This is a genomic window from Erwinia sp. (genome assembly GCF_031978025.1).
In the GTDB taxonomy this organism is placed as follows: Bacteria; Pseudomonadota; Gammaproteobacteria; order Enterobacterales; family Enterobacteriaceae; genus Erwinia.
On record NZ_DALZCD010000080.1, the window covers coordinates 1 to 15,451 of the forward strand.

General features: G+C 54.8%; 16 protein-coding genes. 2 read left to right on the forward strand and 14 right to left on the reverse strand.

Going from position 1 to position 15,451, the window contains the following annotated elements:
• On the forward strand, positions 1-329 hold a 329-nt coding region (locus RTK32_RS08585; protein WP_312043038.1), incomplete at its 5' end, for a zinc finger domain-containing protein.
• A 1-nt stretch (position 330) separates the two neighbouring features.
• On the opposite strand, the gene coaD is transcribed toward RTK32_RS08585, so the two are convergent.
• From coaD to RTK32_RS08625, 8 genes are all read right to left on the reverse strand, one after another.
• Positions 331-813 (reverse strand): pantetheine-phosphate adenylyltransferase, encoded by a 483-nt coding sequence (gene coaD, locus RTK32_RS08590; protein ID WP_312043039.1) that lies wholly within the window; start codon positions 811-813, stop codon positions 331-333.
• Positions 810-1,598 carry a glycosyltransferase family 2 protein gene (locus tag RTK32_RS08595; protein ID WP_312043040.1) on the reverse strand — a complete coding sequence of 263 codons (789 nt, stop codon included), beginning with the start codon at positions 1,596-1,598 and terminating at the stop codon, positions 810-812. The genes coaD and RTK32_RS08595 overlap by 4 nt, the downstream gene beginning before the upstream one ends.
• The gene (waaA, locus tag RTK32_RS08600; protein WP_312043042.1) at positions 1,599-2,873 is read right to left on the reverse strand and encodes a lipid IV(A) 3-deoxy-D-manno-octulosonic acid transferase; all 1,275 of its coding nucleotides are present in this window, start codon (positions 2,871-2,873) and stop codon (positions 1,599-1,601) included.
• Between the two features lie 103 nt (positions 2,874-2,976).
• Positions 2,977-4,110, reverse strand: a complete 1,134-nt coding sequence (locus tag RTK32_RS08605) for a glycosyltransferase family 4 protein (RefSeq protein WP_312043044.1) — start codon at positions 4,108-4,110, stop codon at positions 2,977-2,979.
• Positions 4,103-5,182 (reverse strand): putative lipopolysaccharide heptosyltransferase III, encoded by a 1,080-nt coding sequence (gene rfaQ, locus RTK32_RS08610; protein WP_312043046.1) that lies wholly within the window; start codon positions 5,180-5,182, stop codon positions 4,103-4,105. The genes RTK32_RS08605 and rfaQ overlap by 8 nt, the downstream gene beginning before the upstream one ends.
• A 70-nt stretch (positions 5,183-5,252) precedes the next feature.
• Positions 5,253-6,254, reverse strand: a complete 1,002-nt coding sequence (locus RTK32_RS08615; protein WP_312043048.1) for a glycosyltransferase — start codon at positions 6,252-6,254, stop codon at positions 5,253-5,255.
• Positions 6,255-6,256: 2 nt separating this feature from the next.
• Positions 6,257-7,357 (reverse strand): glycosyltransferase family 9 protein, encoded by a 1,101-nt coding sequence (locus RTK32_RS08620; protein ID WP_312043050.1) that lies wholly within the window; start codon positions 7,355-7,357, stop codon positions 6,257-6,259.
• A 213-nt stretch (positions 7,358-7,570) separates the two neighbouring features.
• A complete protein-coding gene (locus RTK32_RS08625) occupies positions 7,571-8,656 on the reverse strand; it encodes a glycosyltransferase (protein ID WP_312043066.1) in 1,086 nt (361 codons plus the stop codon).
• Positions 8,657-8,972: 316 nt separating this feature from the next.
• Between RTK32_RS08625 and RTK32_RS08630 the strand changes: the two genes are divergently transcribed.
• Positions 8,973-9,935, forward strand: a complete 963-nt coding sequence (locus RTK32_RS08630; protein WP_312043052.1) for a deacetylase — start codon at positions 8,973-8,975, stop codon at positions 9,933-9,935.
• A 14-nt stretch (positions 9,936-9,949) separates the two neighbouring features.
• Here RTK32_RS08630 and RTK32_RS08635 read toward each other — a convergent pair whose 3' ends face one another.
• The 6 genes from RTK32_RS08635 to RTK32_RS08660 form a co-directional block, all read right to left on the reverse strand.
• Positions 9,950-10,867, reverse strand: a complete 918-nt coding sequence (locus RTK32_RS08635; protein WP_312043054.1) for a glycosyltransferase family 2 protein — start codon at positions 10,865-10,867, stop codon at positions 9,950-9,952.
• Positions 10,864-11,853: a lipopolysaccharide heptosyltransferase RfaC gene (gene rfaC, locus RTK32_RS08640; protein ID WP_312043056.1), complete on the reverse strand. Its 990-nt coding sequence runs from the start codon at positions 11,851-11,853 to the stop codon at positions 10,864-10,866. The genes RTK32_RS08635 and rfaC overlap by 4 nt, the downstream gene beginning before the upstream one ends.
• Positions 11,841-12,902 (reverse strand): ADP-heptose--LPS heptosyltransferase RfaF, encoded by a 1,062-nt coding sequence (rfaF, locus tag RTK32_RS08645; RefSeq protein WP_312043058.1) that lies wholly within the window; start codon positions 12,900-12,902, stop codon positions 11,841-11,843. The genes rfaC and rfaF overlap by 13 nt, the downstream gene beginning before the upstream one ends.
• Before the next feature lie 16 nt (positions 12,903-12,918).
• On the reverse strand, positions 12,919-13,851 hold the full coding sequence (rfaD, locus tag RTK32_RS08650; RefSeq protein WP_312043060.1) for an ADP-glyceromanno-heptose 6-epimerase: 933 nt from the start codon (positions 13,849-13,851) through the stop codon (positions 12,919-12,921).
• Positions 13,852-13,985: 134 nt separating this feature from the next.
• A complete protein-coding gene (locus RTK32_RS08655) occupies positions 13,986-14,894 on the reverse strand; it encodes a hypothetical protein (RefSeq protein ID WP_312043062.1) in 909 nt (302 codons plus the stop codon).
• A partial coding sequence (locus RTK32_RS08660; protein ID WP_312043064.1) for a glycosyltransferase occupies positions 14,887-15,451 on the reverse strand: 565 nt, incomplete at its 5' end. The genes RTK32_RS08660 and RTK32_RS08655, both read right to left, overlap by 8 nt.

Consider the following 15,451-nt stretch of genomic DNA (forward strand, 5'->3'; position numbering starts at 1 on the left):
ACAAGCTGGTGGTAGGCGTTGGCAACATCTATGCCAGCGAATCGCTGTTTGCCGCCGGGATCCATCCCGATCGACCGGCAATGGCATTGACGAGGGAAGAGGTTGTACTGCTGACGGAGACGATCAAGGCGGTGCTGCTGCGATCGATTGAACAGGGCGGCACCACGCTGCGTGATTTCCTGCAATCGGACGGCAAGCCGGGCTATTTCGCACAGCAGCTACAGGTTTATGGTCGTGCCGGGGAACCCTGTCGCGTCTGCGCCACGCCTATCGTAGGCGCTAAACATGCGCAGCGCAGCACCTTCTATTGCCCCACCTGTCAAAAATAGGTCAGGCAGACAGCTTTGCCAGCAGCGCGCTGTGCACCGACGACGGCAGGAAAGCCCTGACGTCGCCGTGATGGCGCGCCACCTCTTTAACCAGTGTTGAAGAGATAAAAGAATATTTTTCTGAAGGCATCAGAAATACGCTTTCAAGTTCCGCCAGCAGGTGGCGATTCATCTGCGCCAGCTGCATTTCATATTCGAAATCGGAAACCGCTCGCAGGCCGCGTACCAATACGTTAGCCTGCCGATCCCGCGCGAAATTCGCCATCAGATCGCTGAATCCTACCACTTCCACATTCGGCAAATGCGCCACCACCTGCTGCGCCAGCGCCACGCGTTCATCCAGCGAGAACATTGGCTTTTTACTGGGGCTGGCGGCGATAGCCAGAATGATATGGTCAAACATCGACGCGGCGCGCGTGACAATATCCAGATGACCGTTGGTCATGGGATCGAAGGTGCCGGGATAGATCGCTTTTGTGCTCATAAGCCGCCTTTGCCGGAAGCGTGAGAAGAGTGGTTCAGCGCCCAAAGCGCCGTATATTTATTGAACGTGTACTGTGCGTTAACCACGGCAAGCAGCCAGCCCTGTTTGCCATCCAGAAATCCGGCGCGTAGCACCAGGGTTTTCAGAAAAGCACCCAGCGTATGGGCAAAAATCGAAAACAGCCCGCATTTTTTTCCCTGATGATGACGCTGCTTTGCCCAGGCTTCCGCATAGGCAAACTGCTTCCATTGAAACGCGGAGAAATCACGGCAGGTTAAATGCAGCAGGTCGCCCTTCAGCGCCACGACCTGTGCGCCTTTGGCTTCCAGAGATTCATGCACCTGATGATCGTTATAGCCGTATTCACGTGGATAAAGGCGAGTCACGCGGTCTGGATACCAGCCGCTGTGGCGCATAAAACGTCCTAAAAACAGGTTACGACGGCCCAGGCTGTAAACCGTAGCGGGCGCGGCGGCCTGTTGCAGCACCGTTTCAATTGCAGCGCGCAGCGGCGGCGTCACGCGTTCGTCGCTGTCGATCATCAAAATCATCGGATGTGTGGCATAACTTTGCGCCAGCTGGCGCTGCTTGCCATAGCCGTGCCACTCGTGAGAGTGGAACACTTTGGCACCGTGACGCGCGGCGATCTGGGGCGTACCGTCGCTGCTGCCAGAATCCAGCAGCACAATCTCATCGGCCCAGCTTACGGACTCCAGACATTCCGGCAGCAATTCGGCTGCGTCTTTAGCGATCAGCACGACCGACAAACGCTGACGTGAAGGCATTTAGTGATTCCGCTGTGGCAGATAGGGTTCAAGTAACTGTAGCAGACGCTGTAGCGCGCCCTGATTCTGGTGCAGTACGTCTACCGCATGGCGGCCGTAGTAAAGACGATAGTCTTCATCGGTCAGCAGCGTACCAATCTCTTTATCCAGCGAGTCGGCATCGGTAACGGTGATCAGGCCATCTGCCTGCTGTAGCCGGGCACAGATATCTTTAAAATTAAACGTATGAGGCCCCATCAGCACCGGAATAGCGTGTGCGGCTGCCTCAAGCGGATTGTGTCCGCCGCGCTCCACCAGACTGCCACCGACGAAAGCCAGATCGGCAATGCCGTAAAGCAGCATCAGTTCACCCATGGTATCGCCAATCACGACCTGGGTACCACTGGAAGGGATCTCGCCGCTGCTGCGCAGGGTATAGCTGAAGCCTGCTTTTTGCGTCATGTTACGCGCGGCGTCGAAACGTTCCGGATGTCGGGGCACCAGGATCAGCAGCAGAGTGGGAAAGCGCGCCAAAAGTTTGCGATGGGCTTCCAGAACAATGCTTTCTTCGCCTTCATGAGTACTGGTGGCGATCCATACCGGACGACGCGGCGCCCACTGCCGACGCAGCGTTACCGCACGGGCCGCCAGCTCAGGCGTGACGGAAATATCAAATTTCAGGCTGCCCGTGACCGTCAGCTGTGAGCGCTTCAGGCCAAGCGCCACAAAGCGTTCGCCGTCTTCTTCATTCTGCGCGGCAATCAGGGTGATCTTTTGCAGCAGGCGCTGCATGAATTTACCAAGCTTGCTGTACCCTTTCGCCGAACGCTCTGACAGGCGGGCATTCGCTATGACCAGCGGGATTTTACGGGCGTGAAGCTGTGCGATCATATTTGGCCACAGCTCGGTTTCCATAATGATGACCAAACGCGGGCGGACATTTTCCAGAAAACGGTTCATTGAGCCGGGAAGATCGTAAGGCAGATAGACGTGATGAACATCTTTCCCGAAGGCGGAAGCCGCCCGTTCCGATCCGGTTGGCGTCATGGTGGTGACGGTAATCGGCATCGTGGGATAACGGTGGCGCAGCGCTCTGACCAGCGGCACGGCGGCCAGCGTCTCGCCGACAGAAACGGAGTGCAGCAGTATACCGTCCGGCTTGACCTTGCCTTTGCAGTAGCCATAGCGTTCGGCCCAGCGCTTCCGGTAGGCGGGAGCTTTTCTGCCGCGTAACCAGAGCCTGAGCCAAATCAGAGGCTGAATAAGATAGAGCAGGGCGGAATAAATTGTTGTCATCACAGTGTTTACGAATTACGGAGTGACTCGCGTCAGAAAGTGCCGGAAAAGAGAAACATTACCGCATGTTAGCAGATAAGTCGTGCAGGCTCATACCTTCTTCTCAGGCCTGCCGCAACACTTGTTGATATAGCGCATGAAGCTGGCCTGCCAGTCGCTGCGGTGAACAGGGAAGAACTCGCTCACGAGCCGCATCGCCCATACGCGCGTCAACGCTTCTGAGCGGCACGGCCTGCGCGGCGGCGGTCAACGCCGGGACATCCAGCGCGTCGCAAACGTAGCCCTGTTCACCATTGACGATAAATTCCGCACCGCCACAGGTATCGCTGGTGATCACCGGCAACCCACAGGCCATCGCTTCCAGAATCACATTAGGGAAAGGATCGTAAAGCGTAGGCAGCATCAGCGCATCGGCCGCATGATAATAGGGGATAACGTTGTGCTGTACGCCGACGAAATGGACACGTTGTTCACAGCCCAGCGCGCGCGCCTGGCTAAGGTAACGGGCCTGCTGCTTATCCTGACCGACCACCAGCAGATGCGCTTCGGTAGCGGCCAGCGCGCTAATGGAAGCTTTCAATCCTTTGCGTTCAAAACCAGAACCGACATAAATGAAGACTTTAGCTTCAGCAGGCAGCTGCAACGCCGCGCGTGATGCCTGCCGTTCTGCCTGGGTAGCCGGCTGAAAGCGCTGCGCATCAATCGCGTTATAGATCACCGCAAACTTCTCTTCCGGCACCTGGAAACAGCGCATGATGTCGTTTTTCACCATCAGCGAGTTGCAGATGATTTTTTTCAGTGCAGGCGAGCGAAACATCTCTTCTTCTGCCGCCATCACGTAACGATGATAAGGGCTTAAACTGGTCAGCAGCTTTTGCGCAGGCGACACAATGCGCGCTCTTTGCTCCAGCCAGACGCGATGTACTCCGTCGCCAGCACGAAAAATATCGCAGCCCGCGATGCGTTCGTGGCTCTGCACGATATCAAATTCTTCCCGCTGCCAGCACTCACGCGCCGCCAAAGCAAAGCCACGCTCGCGCGAAATGCGCCCCCATTTTTTGGGGTTACAGATGTGCAGATGCCATTCCGGTTTCGGCTCGCCCTGCCAGCTGCGGGTGATGATGTTCAGATCCAGGCTGTCGTCGTCCAACGCTTCCAGCGCTCGCGAAATAAACCGTTCCGCACCGCCGTCCGGGCGGTATTTTTGCCGCACTATAGCCAGTCGTACTTTACTCATGCAGAGAGTTCCTTGCGGCTTTGACCACCTCATCAAGCGGGATCGCTGAAAGATAGCGAGTCTGGGTATTGGTATTAATGCTGTCCGGCGAAGGCAGAGGCGCGTAGTCGCCAGCCCAGATAACGCGGTTATTGTCACCCCACGGCCGCCACTGCTTTAGCTTGGTAGGACCAAACAGCGCGATGCAGGGCGTGTCCAGCGCGGCGGCCATATGCATCGGCGCAGAATCCACACCGATAAACAGGCGAGCATGATCGATCAGCGAAGCCAGCTGCGGCAGCGTCAGCTTTCCGGCCAGCGAAATCGCCAGACCCGGGCACAGCGAGAGAATATGTTCGATCATCGCCAACTCTTTTTTGTCCGGCGCGGCCGTCAGTACGATATCTGTTTGCTCAGAGGCCAGCGCGGCGATAAGGCCGGCCACTTTGTCATCTTCCCAGCATTTAAAAACCCAGCGTGAGGTGGGCTGGATAACGATATAAGGGCGCGTCACCTTGCTTTGCGTCAGCATTGCTTGCGTATGGGACCAGTCGCTTTCGCTATAGTGCATTGCCGCCGGGAAACCGGAAGACGGTATATTTAGCGGCTGCAGCGCGGCCAGGTTCTGTTCAACAGTATGTAACTGGCTATGGTTGCTGGTGGAGACAAGATGCGTATGCGCTTGTCGCCAGAAGGCACTGCGACGCTTATTGTAGGCGAAACCTATCCTGACCGGTGCACCGGAAAAGGCGGTAATCATCGCGCTGCGCCACTGATCGGCCAGGTTAATGACCAGATCGTACCCTGCCCGACGAATTGCCTTAAGCAGGGCCGCTTCATGGCGCAGGTGCGCCAGCGTTCCCTCGTTCTTCCATTTGCGATCGATAAAGCGCAGCTGATGGATATGCGGATGCGCCTGCAGCATCGGCAGCGTCTCTTTATAGAGCAGCACATCTATTTCGGCCTGTGGATAGCGCTGGCGCAATGCTTCAATAACCGGCGTGGTAAGCAGCATATCACCGTGATGGCGCAGCTTGATTAGCAAAATCTTTCGCGGCGCAAAGGAGGCGGGAATCGACGAAGAAGTGGCCATACTTATAAGATCTCAACATAAAGTGGACCGATTGCAGGGGAAAGCCCGTGCAGGAAAAAGGTCTGGCACATTACGACCGACGCCAGCGGTAAATCCGGCTCAGCCAGAGCAGCAGTTGATACCACTGTTTTAAACCACGCGCGTTACGCAGCATACGACCCGGCGTCTTGCTGGCGAGCAAATCCGTTATCATCACCTGTCGGGCGGCGGCATCAGGCTCGCGCCGTAAAGCATGGCAAACGGTCAGTGCCTCTTTGGTTACCTGACGATAAATCGCCGGGCCGATCTTAACCTTATCGCGATAGCGCAGGTTAATTTCATCCAGCATCCGGGCGATTTTCAGATAATGGCGCTGATACTCAGCGTTAGCCATACCGCTGCGCTTGCGGTTGCTAATCGACTGGTCGTGCACGTAGTACCGGTACAACACTTTGTCGGTGTAGCGTACGCGACGGGCATTCAGCATCAGTTCGGTGGTCCAGGGGATATCCTGGTGGTGCAGACCGGGTTCGAACTGCAAAGCCAGTTGGTCAATGAGCGAACGGCGATAGATTCCCAGCCAGACAACGTGCAGGTAGCGATTGGAGGCCAGCGCCTTGTTCAGCCACTCTGCGCCACTCAGTACCGGCGTAGCCTGGAGGCGATCGGCCGGGATCAGCGTTTTTGCCCGGCCCGATCCCCAGAAAACGCGCTCGGCGTTGCACTGCGCTATGTCCAAATCGTCCTGTTCCGCCATGGCGATTAGCGTGCTGTACATCTCAGGCGAGAGCGTATCATCGGCATCGGGGAAAGTGACATATTTGCCGCGCGCAATGGCCAGCCCGGCATTGCGGGCGCGGGAAACGCCGCCGTTTGCCTGATCGATAACGGTAATATGAGCGTATTCGCTGGCATAGTGGTGTGCCAGCTGCGCCGACGCATCCGTCGAGCCGTCGTTGACGATGATGATTTCCAGTGACGCCAGCGTCTGCGCCAGCATCGAGTCGATAAAAGCCTGAAAGCTGGTTCCGGCGTTATACATCGGGACGATCGCGCTCAGCAAAGGGGCTGAGGAAGTCTCTTGCGGTTTCATGCTCAGGGTAACGTCTTCTTTTCTTGTAATGGCCGCTTGCGCGCGCAGATAAAATCATAAATGTCATCGAGCTTACGACTATCTAGTTCGTAAAGTTGCTCGACAGGATGATTAAACTTATACAGGGCGTGAAAAACAAACGACGACGGCGCAATATGATTCGGCCCGATTAGCAGCACGTCGCCCAACGGACGTTGCTCTTCGACGCAGCAAGGCCCATAGATAAGGATCACCGGCACATTCTGCGAGTCAGCAATATAGATATTGCCGGAATCGGATGCGATATAAAAATCGAGCTGGCTGATGGCGTAAGGCAACCCTTCCAGCGACACTTTACCGATCATATTGACGATGTTATCGCTTTCCCCCATTACCTTATTGAGCTCGTGCAGGCGAGGAAGTTCATTGGGTGCGCCAAAAACATAAAACAGGCACGGCAGCGTACTCAGCCTGTCGAACAGCGACTTCCAGATAACGGGTGGAATGGTTTTTGCCTGATTGCCGGCCGAAATGCTGATACCGATTTTGATTTTATCGGTGCGGAACAGTTCTTGCGGCGTATTGTCAGGCTTCAGTAACGGCAGCGTGGCGTGCTTGGGGTAGCTCTCTTTAGTCAGCGAGCGATCGGCCAGCTTGAGGTAGTTTTCCAGCGTCAGGGAATACTTATCGTGTTCAACGGTACCGGTTGCGGTCAGATAAAAGATCCCCTGATACCATTTACGACGGTACATCGACAGAAACTGCTTGTTACTGGCGTTGCAGCACGCGGCGTAAAACAGATTGGTATTATTAGGATGCAGCAGGTAAACATTTTCATAGCGGTTCATTAGCCTGAAGGCCAGTTTCAGCTTGCTGTACGTACTGCTTTTATAGTCTTCAATGTAAAAAATGTCTGCCAGCGTATTGTCGCGCTCCGCCAGCGGCGCAACGCTACGACTTAGCAGCGCGTCGCTTTGTTCAAGGTGCGCCAATAAGGGCGTAATGTTGATAAAATCGCCAATTTTCGCCGTCTGGATCACCAGATTGCGGGCCTTTTTTTTGTGGCTGAGTTTCAGCAACAGTTTAAGAGGCAATAAAATTAAGAACAGCAGCACATAATTCACGCTCTGTTCCCCCTGCGCGAAAAATGCCGGTATTCAGCTGACACAGATGACGTTTCTGGTATGTTCACCGTGCTCTGATAGCCGTTCTCGGTTATGAGCGTATGCATACTAAAACCTTAAAAAAGATAAATGCGCGTCCGGCAGGGCCAGGGCTCGCGCCAGAATAATGTCCGCGCTTTTCAGACATTTTCAACCTGCGACTGTCAGGTCGAGCTAGGATGCTATTAGCGCAAGGTATTGTTTACAAATCGCTTCGATGCTGTAAGCCTCTAAATCAAGGTGTGCAACATCGGGCGGGTTTGACCAGACGGTGGCGATAGTATCCGCCAGCGAATCCACGTCCAGATTGGCCAGGCCGCGAGCCAGTTCGCCGGTCATAATCGATACGGGGCCACCGGGACAGCGCGTACTGACGATGGGCACCTGGCAAATCAACGCTTCTACCAACACGTTGCCGAAGCCTTCGCTGTCCGAACTGACCACCAGCAATTTGGCGTTGCTGATCCAGGGATAGGGATTGTCGGTAAAACCTTTAAAAATGACCCGATTCTGAATACCCAACGTTAGCGCAAGTTGCTTTACTCTTCCCACCGCTTCATCAGTGCCCTGTCCGATTAAGACTAACGGCGCGCTTATCCCTGTTTTAGCATAGGCACGCAGTAGACGATCGTGTCGCTTGGTCTGGTGGAAGCGACCAACGTGGACCAGATAAGGTTGGCCCGCCATTTCACAAGGCTGCATAGCCGCAGAGCGCACGGTATCAAAATCGAAGGGGTTAAAAATGATCCGCTCGTGCTTCGGTTGTATCGCAAAGGAACGTTTCAGGTCGCTGACCACGTACTGTGAAACGCCGATGATGTTCCGGTTTTGATAGACACGACGCATCTTCAGTTTCTTTTGCCACAGGGAAAAGCCCTGTCGATGAGCCAGGTAAGAGGCGGAAAAGACGCCATGCAGGCAAAACCAGGTTTTGTCCTTGTCGAGATGTCGACAGCGGCTGACGATACGATCGGTTTTATGCAGGTGCGACACCACCAGGTCAAAACGCCCGTTCTCTTGTTCGGCCTGAATAATCGCCTGATCCAGACAAGCCGCACGTCGGCTCAGCTCCGTGAGCTTCCGCCAGGGCATATGGCAGCTATCCTGAATGACCTGATAATCCAGACCGGCAGGAATGACGTAATCGCACACGGCGCGCAGCGAAAACAGCGAGACCCGATGACCACGCTCTATCAGCCCTTTGGAAAGCGTCAGCACGACTTTCTCCGCGCCACCGCCGGGCAGACCATCAATGATCATTAATACGCGCTTGGACAATTTTTACCCTTAGCTGAGGAAATCATGCAGTGCTGGCCGACTCGGGGCCACTTTCTGCAAGAAAATAGACCATTTTTATTTATTCGGGCAATTCCTTTACCGTAGCCTGTTAAAGCTGCCCTACCAGTCCTGCCAGGCTGAGCCAGTTTCATCTGTTTATCTTAGAAAAATAAACAAGATAGTGCCATAGCCAATCGCTTTTGGCTTGAGGCTGGTACAATTACTGTTGCGTCCCGTCATCCCGCTGTTAACATATTGGCAGAGTTAACACGAGGTTAACGCGGAGCGCCGCATCGACATGAAAAAACCTGCTTTCTTAATCACCATCGATACGGAAGGTGATAATCTCTGGCGTAATCGTTCTGGTCAGGTAACCACCGAAAATGCCGCCTGGCTTGCCCGCTTTCAACAGCTTTGTGAGAAATATACCTTTAAACCGACCTGGCTGACGAATTATGAAATGGCCATCGATCCGGTTTATATCGATTTCGCCCGCGATGTTATCGCTCGCGGCCAGGGAGAGGTGGGCATGCATCTGCACGCCTGGAACAGTCCGCCGGCTTATGAGCTGACTGACAACGACTGGCAGCATCAACCTTACCTGATTGAATACCCGCGTGAAGAAATACGCAAAAAAGTTGCCTTTATGACGGCACTGCTGGAAGAGACGTTTAACGTCAAAATGCTCAGTCATCGGGCGGGACGCTGGGCTTTTAACGAGTATTATGCTCAGCTGTTGGTCGAACACGGCTATCGGGTGGATTGCTCGGTTACGCCGGGCGTTAACTGGCGATTTTCGCCGGGCGCGCCGCAGGGTAACGGCGGCACAGACTATACGCGTTTTCCCCGCTCGGCTTACTATCCTGATGCGGCAGATATCTCTCGGCCCGGTAAATCACCGCTGCTGGAAGTGCCGATGACCATCCGTTACAAGCATTCCGGTCTGATGAATGCTGTTAAGCAGGGCTACGATCGCCTGCGCGGCAAGCGCCGTAGTCCTTCCGTTTATTGGCTGCGTCCTACGGGCGGCAATGCGCAGCAGATGATCGAGGTGGCGGAGAAAACGCTGGCGGAAGGGGCGGATTACGTAGAGTTTATGCTTCACTCCAGCGAGTTTATGCCTGATGGCAGCCCGACCTTTAAAACCGAAGCTGATATCGACCGGCTTTATGATGATTTGACGCAGCTGTTTGGCTGGCTACAAAGCCGTACGCAGGGCATGACGCTGGCGGAGTACGCTGCCGCAAAATCTGCCTTCTGAACAAAACGGGGCCATTAAAGTCCCCGCTTTCTTACCGCCAGCATTTTTCTTTTATAGCTCATCCTGATCTTGCTGTTCAGCAAAAAACGCGCGAGACCGACCCGGGCGATCCGCGCTTTCACTTTGTCACCCTGTGAGGTTTTTTGCAGCTCGCTATGATAGCGGTTAGCAATATCCAGCCAGTGACAAGTGATCAGATGCTCATAGTGCGCGGGTAAAACCTCATCCATATGCGCAGTCGCGGCGATCAAACAGGTGATTTTATCGGCATTAATGACCGAGGAGAGGCTTTGCTCATGTTTGCGATAGAGATAAAAGCCTGAGGAGGTAAACAACGTTTTCTTACTTTGCATCAGCAATGTCGGGAACAGCCAGGCATCTTCGTAGCAGATGAAGTCGGGGAAAGCGTGTTGCTGCATCAGCTCGCGTGAGAAAAACTGGCCGATAAAATGTGCCTGGTAGTCACGGTGGATCAGAAAGCGCTCCACGGCGTCATGCGTCGTCAGCAGCTCAGGCTCAACAGGTTGCCACTGCACCGCAGGCGAGGGGGGCCGCACTTCAATAATTTTGCTGAGCAGGATATCCGGTGATGTCTGGCTCAGCGTCTGCAGACGGTGTGCTAACGCATCAGGCAATAGCGTATCGTCGCCGTCCACCATTAAAATATAATCGCCGCGCGCCAGGCTTACGGCGTGATTACGTACTTTGCCTACGTTGCGATAGTCGGTGCGGCTGCTGCGAAGCTGCGGCAACTGCGCCGCATAATGCTCGATAATGGACTGCGTGGCGTCTGTGGAGGCATCGTTAACCACGACAATCTCTGCCCGGTCAGCCGCCTCGCCCAGTGAGGCAACGACGCTTTCCAGCGTCCCGGCCAGCGTCCCGGCGCAGTTGTGGGCAGCAATCAGGATGCTAAGCATCGGGCTGTTCATGACGGTTTTTCCGGCGCCAGGCTGGCCAGCAGCCTCAGCTGTGTTAACACTTCTTCAGGCGATATATCCGCCATCCGGTTGCCCTGTACGGGTTTAAGCACGAACTGATTTTTACCATAGCCGCCAATCAGACCCGGATCGGTGGGGCCGTACAGCGTAATGTTAGGGCGATCCAGCGCTGCCGTTAAATGGCTAAGCCCGGTATCTACCGACACCACGGCTGCAGCGCCAGCTAAGGTACGCGCGACCTGTTCCAGGGTGAGTTTGGGCAGGACGTCCACATAGTCGAAGCCAGCCGCCAGCCGCTGGGCGCGCTGGTGTTCATGCTCCGCGCCCCACGGCAGTTTGATCTGCAGGCCGCAGCCGTCCAGCTGCGTAATAAGTTCGCGCCACTGCGCTTCTGGCCAATGCTTTTCATCACGTGTGGTGGCGTGCAGGAACACCAGATAGCGGCCCGCATTCGGCGAAGGTTCACGCATAAAGTGTTGCGCGATAGCGTAATCACCAGGCGTTTCCGGCAGCGGATAGTTAAGGCTTTTGGCGAACAGCTCACGCGTGCGCTGCACGGCGTGCTGTCGCTTATCGATTTCGTGGCGTTGGTCATACCACCAGCTGGCAAAAGGCTCGCGCGCGCTGCGACTATCCTGGCCATGCTTAACGCCTTTGGCAATGCGGGTTACCAGAGCGGCACTTTTGATCAGGCCCTGCGCGTCGATTACCACGTCGTACTGGCGCGACTGCACATCACGCTTGAACAGAAAGCGCTCTTCCCGCACTTCGCTGCCAAACCAGTGTTTTCGCCAGCGGCGGATCGCCACGGGGATCACCCGGTCAACGGCCGGATGCCAGGAAGGAATTTGCGCGAAGCCTTCTTCCACGACCCAGTCAAAACGGATACCGGGAATGGCCTGCATGGCATCGGTCAGGGCAGGTAGCGTATGCAGCACATCGCCCATTGAGGACGTTTTCACAATCAGGACGTGCATACAGCCTCCAGAGGTCGACCCAGCAGCGTGGCCAGCTCTTCCGCTACGCGTTGTGGGTCGATATCAATCAGGCTCTGGTGATAGCCTTCTTCTGCCTCGCCTTTACGTACCTTGTGATAGCCGGTAATCAGCCGGATTACGCGCGCTTTTTGTGACAACGGTGGCGTAAAGTCCGGGCTGCTCGGGCCGTACAGCGCGACGAGCGGGCGATCCAGCGCGGCAGCGATATGCATCAGGCCGGAGTCATTGCTGATCACGGCCTGGCAGTGCGCCAGCAGAATGACCGCCTGCTCCAGTTGGGTTTCGCCAGCCAGGTTGTGACAGTGCTGACGAGACGTTTCCTGTAGGCTTTGCAGAATTTGCTCGCCGGTTTCTCTGTCTTTGGCTGAGCCAAACAGCGCAATCTGATAGCCACCGTCAATCAGCCGCTGCGCCAGGGCGGCATAGTGATAGTGCGGCCAGCGCTTGGCCGGGCCAAATTCAGCGCCGGGACAAAAGCCAATGAGGGGCCTTTCCGCATTCAGCTTAAAGTCGGTGGCCATTGCCAGCTTTTCCTGCTCGTTGACGAGCAGCTTCGGCCACAGCAGCGGCTGGGGCAGATCGCTGGCACGAGCGACTTGCGTTTTGTCGTAAGCCAGCGCGACGTAGCGTTCGACCATTAATGGAAACGCTGCTTTGTCCAGTACCCGAATATCATTCAACAGGCCGTAGCGCATTTCGCCGCGCCAGCCGGTGCGGGTAGTGATATCGGCAAAGAAAGGCACCAGCGCGGATTTAAACGAGTTGGGCAGAACGTAAGCGCGATCGTAGCCCTTATCGCGTAGGGCTCGACCCAGACGGCGGCGCTCACCCAGCGCCAGCGCGCCATGGCCCAGCGGCATAGCCAGCGCCTCGTTAACTTCGGGCATCCGCGACAGCAGGGGACGACACCATGCAGGCGCCATCACATCAATTGTGGCTTCAGGCCAGCGCTGTTTCAGGGTGCGGTAGAGGCTTTGCGACATCATCATATCGCCGACCCATGAAGGCCCGATCACCAAAATTTTCATTGCCGGATCCGTCCCGTTACGCGTCGCGATTCAGCCAGGCCATATAGTCGGCCACGCCTTCCGCCACGGTTTTGAATGGCTTATCGTAGCCTGCCGCGCGCAGTTTAGTCTGGTCTGCCAGCGTGTAGGCCTGATAGCGTCCTTTCAGTTTTTCCGGGAAAGGAATGTATTCTATTTCGCCTTTCTGGTGGAAGTTCAGCGCGGCGTCGGCCACTTCCTGGAAAGATTCGGCGCGGCCGGTTCCGCAGTTAAAAATACCGGAAACGTTGTTTTCCCAGAACCACAAATTGACGGCGGCGACGTCTTCCACATAGATAAAATCGCGCTTAAAGTTATCGCTGCCTTCGAACAGTTTTGGATTTTCGCCATTGTTCAGCTGCGTATTCAGATGAAAAGCTACGCTCGCCATACTGCCCTTATGGCCTTCACGCGGGCCATACACATTGAAATAGCGGAAGCCGCAAATCTGCGACTGCGCTTCCGGCAGGATCTCGCGCACGTAGTGGTCGAACAGCATTTTAGAGTAGCCGTAGACGTTTAGTGGCTGCTCATACTGACGCTCTTCAATAAAATTGTCGTTACGGCCACCGTAGGTCGCAGCAGAAGAGGCGTACAGGAAGGGGATCTGACGCTCAAGACAGTAGTGCAGTAGCTCTTTGGAGTACTGATAGTTATTGTCCATCATGTACTTGCCGTCCCACTCGGTAGTGGAAGAGCAGGCACCTTCATGGAAAACCGCCTCGACGTCGCCAAAATCTTCATCCGCCAGAATAGCGATCAGGAAATCTTCTTTATCCATGTAATCGGCAATATTCAAATCCGCCAGGTTAGCGAATTTCGTGCCGTCTTTCAGGTTATCGACCACCAGAATATCGGTGTGGCCTTTGTCATTCAGCGCTTTGATAATGTTGCTACCGATAAATCCCGCGCCGCCAGTAACGATAATCATGAGTTTTAACCTTTAAATAATGTGGGTGAAACGCTAAGTTCACGCGCTAATGCCCAATATCATAACATCTCATCCTGCCTCACACAGCCGGAGGACTCCGTAAGAGACGGTAAATTCCGGCCGGGGAGGGCAACTTACTTCAGCTTTTCCGCATCGGTGAGATAGCGCACTTTACGGGTATAGTCCTGACCCTTGAAGGTCAGCGGGGTATCGGGCGACTGCAAATATTTTTGCCATTCGGCCAGCGGGAAGCCGCCGTGCGCCCCCACCACCTCTTTGGGAATCGTCGCGGCGCCGCCGCCGATCTTTTTGGAAACCGGCCAGTTTACCCAATCGCCTAAATTGACGGTTTTAAAATCCAGTAAATCCAGAAGGGCAGCCAGGGGAAGCTGATCGGTCGGGGGTTGCGAGTCGTCCAGCATTTCCCAGGTATCTTTGAACATGGCCAGCCATAAAGGGCACAACCGCTTCCAGGTCGCCCGGGTTGCCACAAGAAAGGCGCTGTTAGCGTGATCCTGTAAAAAAGGTCGGATAGTGTGACGGTAATAGGCTGGCCGCTTTTCTTCCGGCGCGCCCATCAGTTTGGCCGCCATCTTTCCCTGACGGAAACTGGAATAGAGATGGTTATCAAGGACGTTAATTTCTGGCATTTGTAATAAATTGAGATCGGAATCGATCATCAAAATGCCTTCTGTTTCCGCATATAAGGGCGCTTGTATTTTGATTAAGCGACTGCGGTAAATTTGCTTATAGCGATAATTCTCTTCCCGCATGGGCACATCCAACGTCACGACGCGGGTTTTCTCCGGTAGCTGACCAAACGCCTCTGGAGGCTGGTCACTGACGATGACGATTTCCTGTGCCGCAGGGGCGAAGCGTGAAGCGAACAGCGCACTCAGCGTGGCTTCTTCAACAAAATCTGCGCCCGTACAGGGGATAACAATGGAGGTGACCGGGACAGCTCCCTGAACTTCTGGCTGTTGGTAAGGAATATTGTGTCGTGCACGAATATGCCGAAATCGGGGATTCAAGAATTCAAACATGCGATGAGTTTCCATAAGCCGCAGTTTTTAAAATAGTTTCCACGCCACTGACATAGTGCTCAATGGCATAGTGTTCTTTGACGTGGCGATTTGCCTGCCTCAGTAGCTGGTGACGCTTTTCTGCGTCCAGCCACAGCGTTTCCATTTGGTTAAACAGGCCTTGCGTATCACCGTAATCAAACAGCAGACCGGTTTCGTTATGCTGGATTAGTTCTGCCGTGCCGGTGACTTTTGAACCGATGACGGCGGTGTTGAGTAGCATCGCTTCCAACACCACGCGCGGCAAGCCTTCGCTTTTTGACGCGAGGATAAAAACGTCGAAAGCGGCGAGATAATCGAGTGGATTGCTACGAAAACCGGCGAAAATCACGCGATCCTGTATACCTGCCTGTATCGCCTGTTGTTTTAGCGCTCCCAGCTCCGGCCCTTCGCCCAGAATCACCATGCGCCAGTCTGCTTCTGGAAAAGCGGCAGCAAATTTTGCCATGGCCTGTAACGTATGGTGGTTGGATTTCCTGGCGATTAGCGAGCCGATACTGCCAAAAACAAAGGTGTTG

What these genes read in the sequence shown, in the direction of transcription:
- coaD (WP_312043039.1), bottom strand. Translation starts at nt 813, where the DNA reads ATGAGCACAAAAGCGATCTATCCCGGCACCTTCGATCCCATGACCAAC.
- RTK32_RS08595 (WP_312043040.1), bottom strand. Translation starts at nt 1,598, where the DNA reads ATGCCTTCACGTCAGCGTTTGTCGGTCGTGCTGATCGCTAAAGACGCA.
- waaA (WP_312043042.1), bottom strand. Translation starts at nt 2,873, where the DNA reads ATGACAACAATTTATTCCGCCCTGCTCTATCTTATTCAGCCTCTGATT.
- RTK32_RS08605 (WP_312043044.1), bottom strand. Translation starts at nt 4,110, where the DNA reads ATGAGTAAAGTACGACTGGCTATAGTGCGGCAAAAATACCGCCCGGAC.
- rfaQ (WP_312043046.1), bottom strand. Translation starts at nt 5,182, where the DNA reads ATGGCCACTTCTTCGTCGATTCCCGCCTCCTTTGCGCCGCGAAAGATT.
- RTK32_RS08615 (WP_312043048.1), bottom strand. Translation starts at nt 6,254, where the DNA reads ATGAAACCGCAAGAGACTTCCTCAGCCCCTTTGCTGAGCGCGATCGTC.
- RTK32_RS08625 (WP_312043066.1), bottom strand. Translation starts at nt 8,656, where the DNA reads ATGATCATTGATGGTCTGCCCGGCGGTGGCGCGGAGAAAGTCGTGCTG.
- RTK32_RS08630 (WP_312043052.1), top strand. Translation starts at nt 8,973, where the DNA reads ATGAAAAAACCTGCTTTCTTAATCACCATCGATACGGAAGGTGATAAT.
- RTK32_RS08635 (WP_312043054.1), bottom strand. Translation starts at nt 10,867, where the DNA reads ATGAACAGCCCGATGCTTAGCATCCTGATTGCTGCCCACAACTGCGCC.
- rfaC (WP_312043056.1), bottom strand. Translation starts at nt 11,853, where the DNA reads ATGCACGTCCTGATTGTGAAAACGTCCTCAATGGGCGATGTGCTGCAT.
- rfaF (WP_312043058.1), bottom strand. Translation starts at nt 12,902, where the DNA reads ATGAAAATTTTGGTGATCGGGCCTTCATGGGTCGGCGATATGATGATG.
- rfaD (WP_312043060.1), bottom strand. Translation starts at nt 13,851, where the DNA reads ATGATTATCGTTACTGGCGGCGCGGGATTTATCGGTAGCAACATTATC.
- RTK32_RS08655 (WP_312043062.1), bottom strand. Translation starts at nt 14,894, where the DNA reads ATGTTTGAATTCTTGAATCCCCGATTTCGGCATATTCGTGCACGACAC.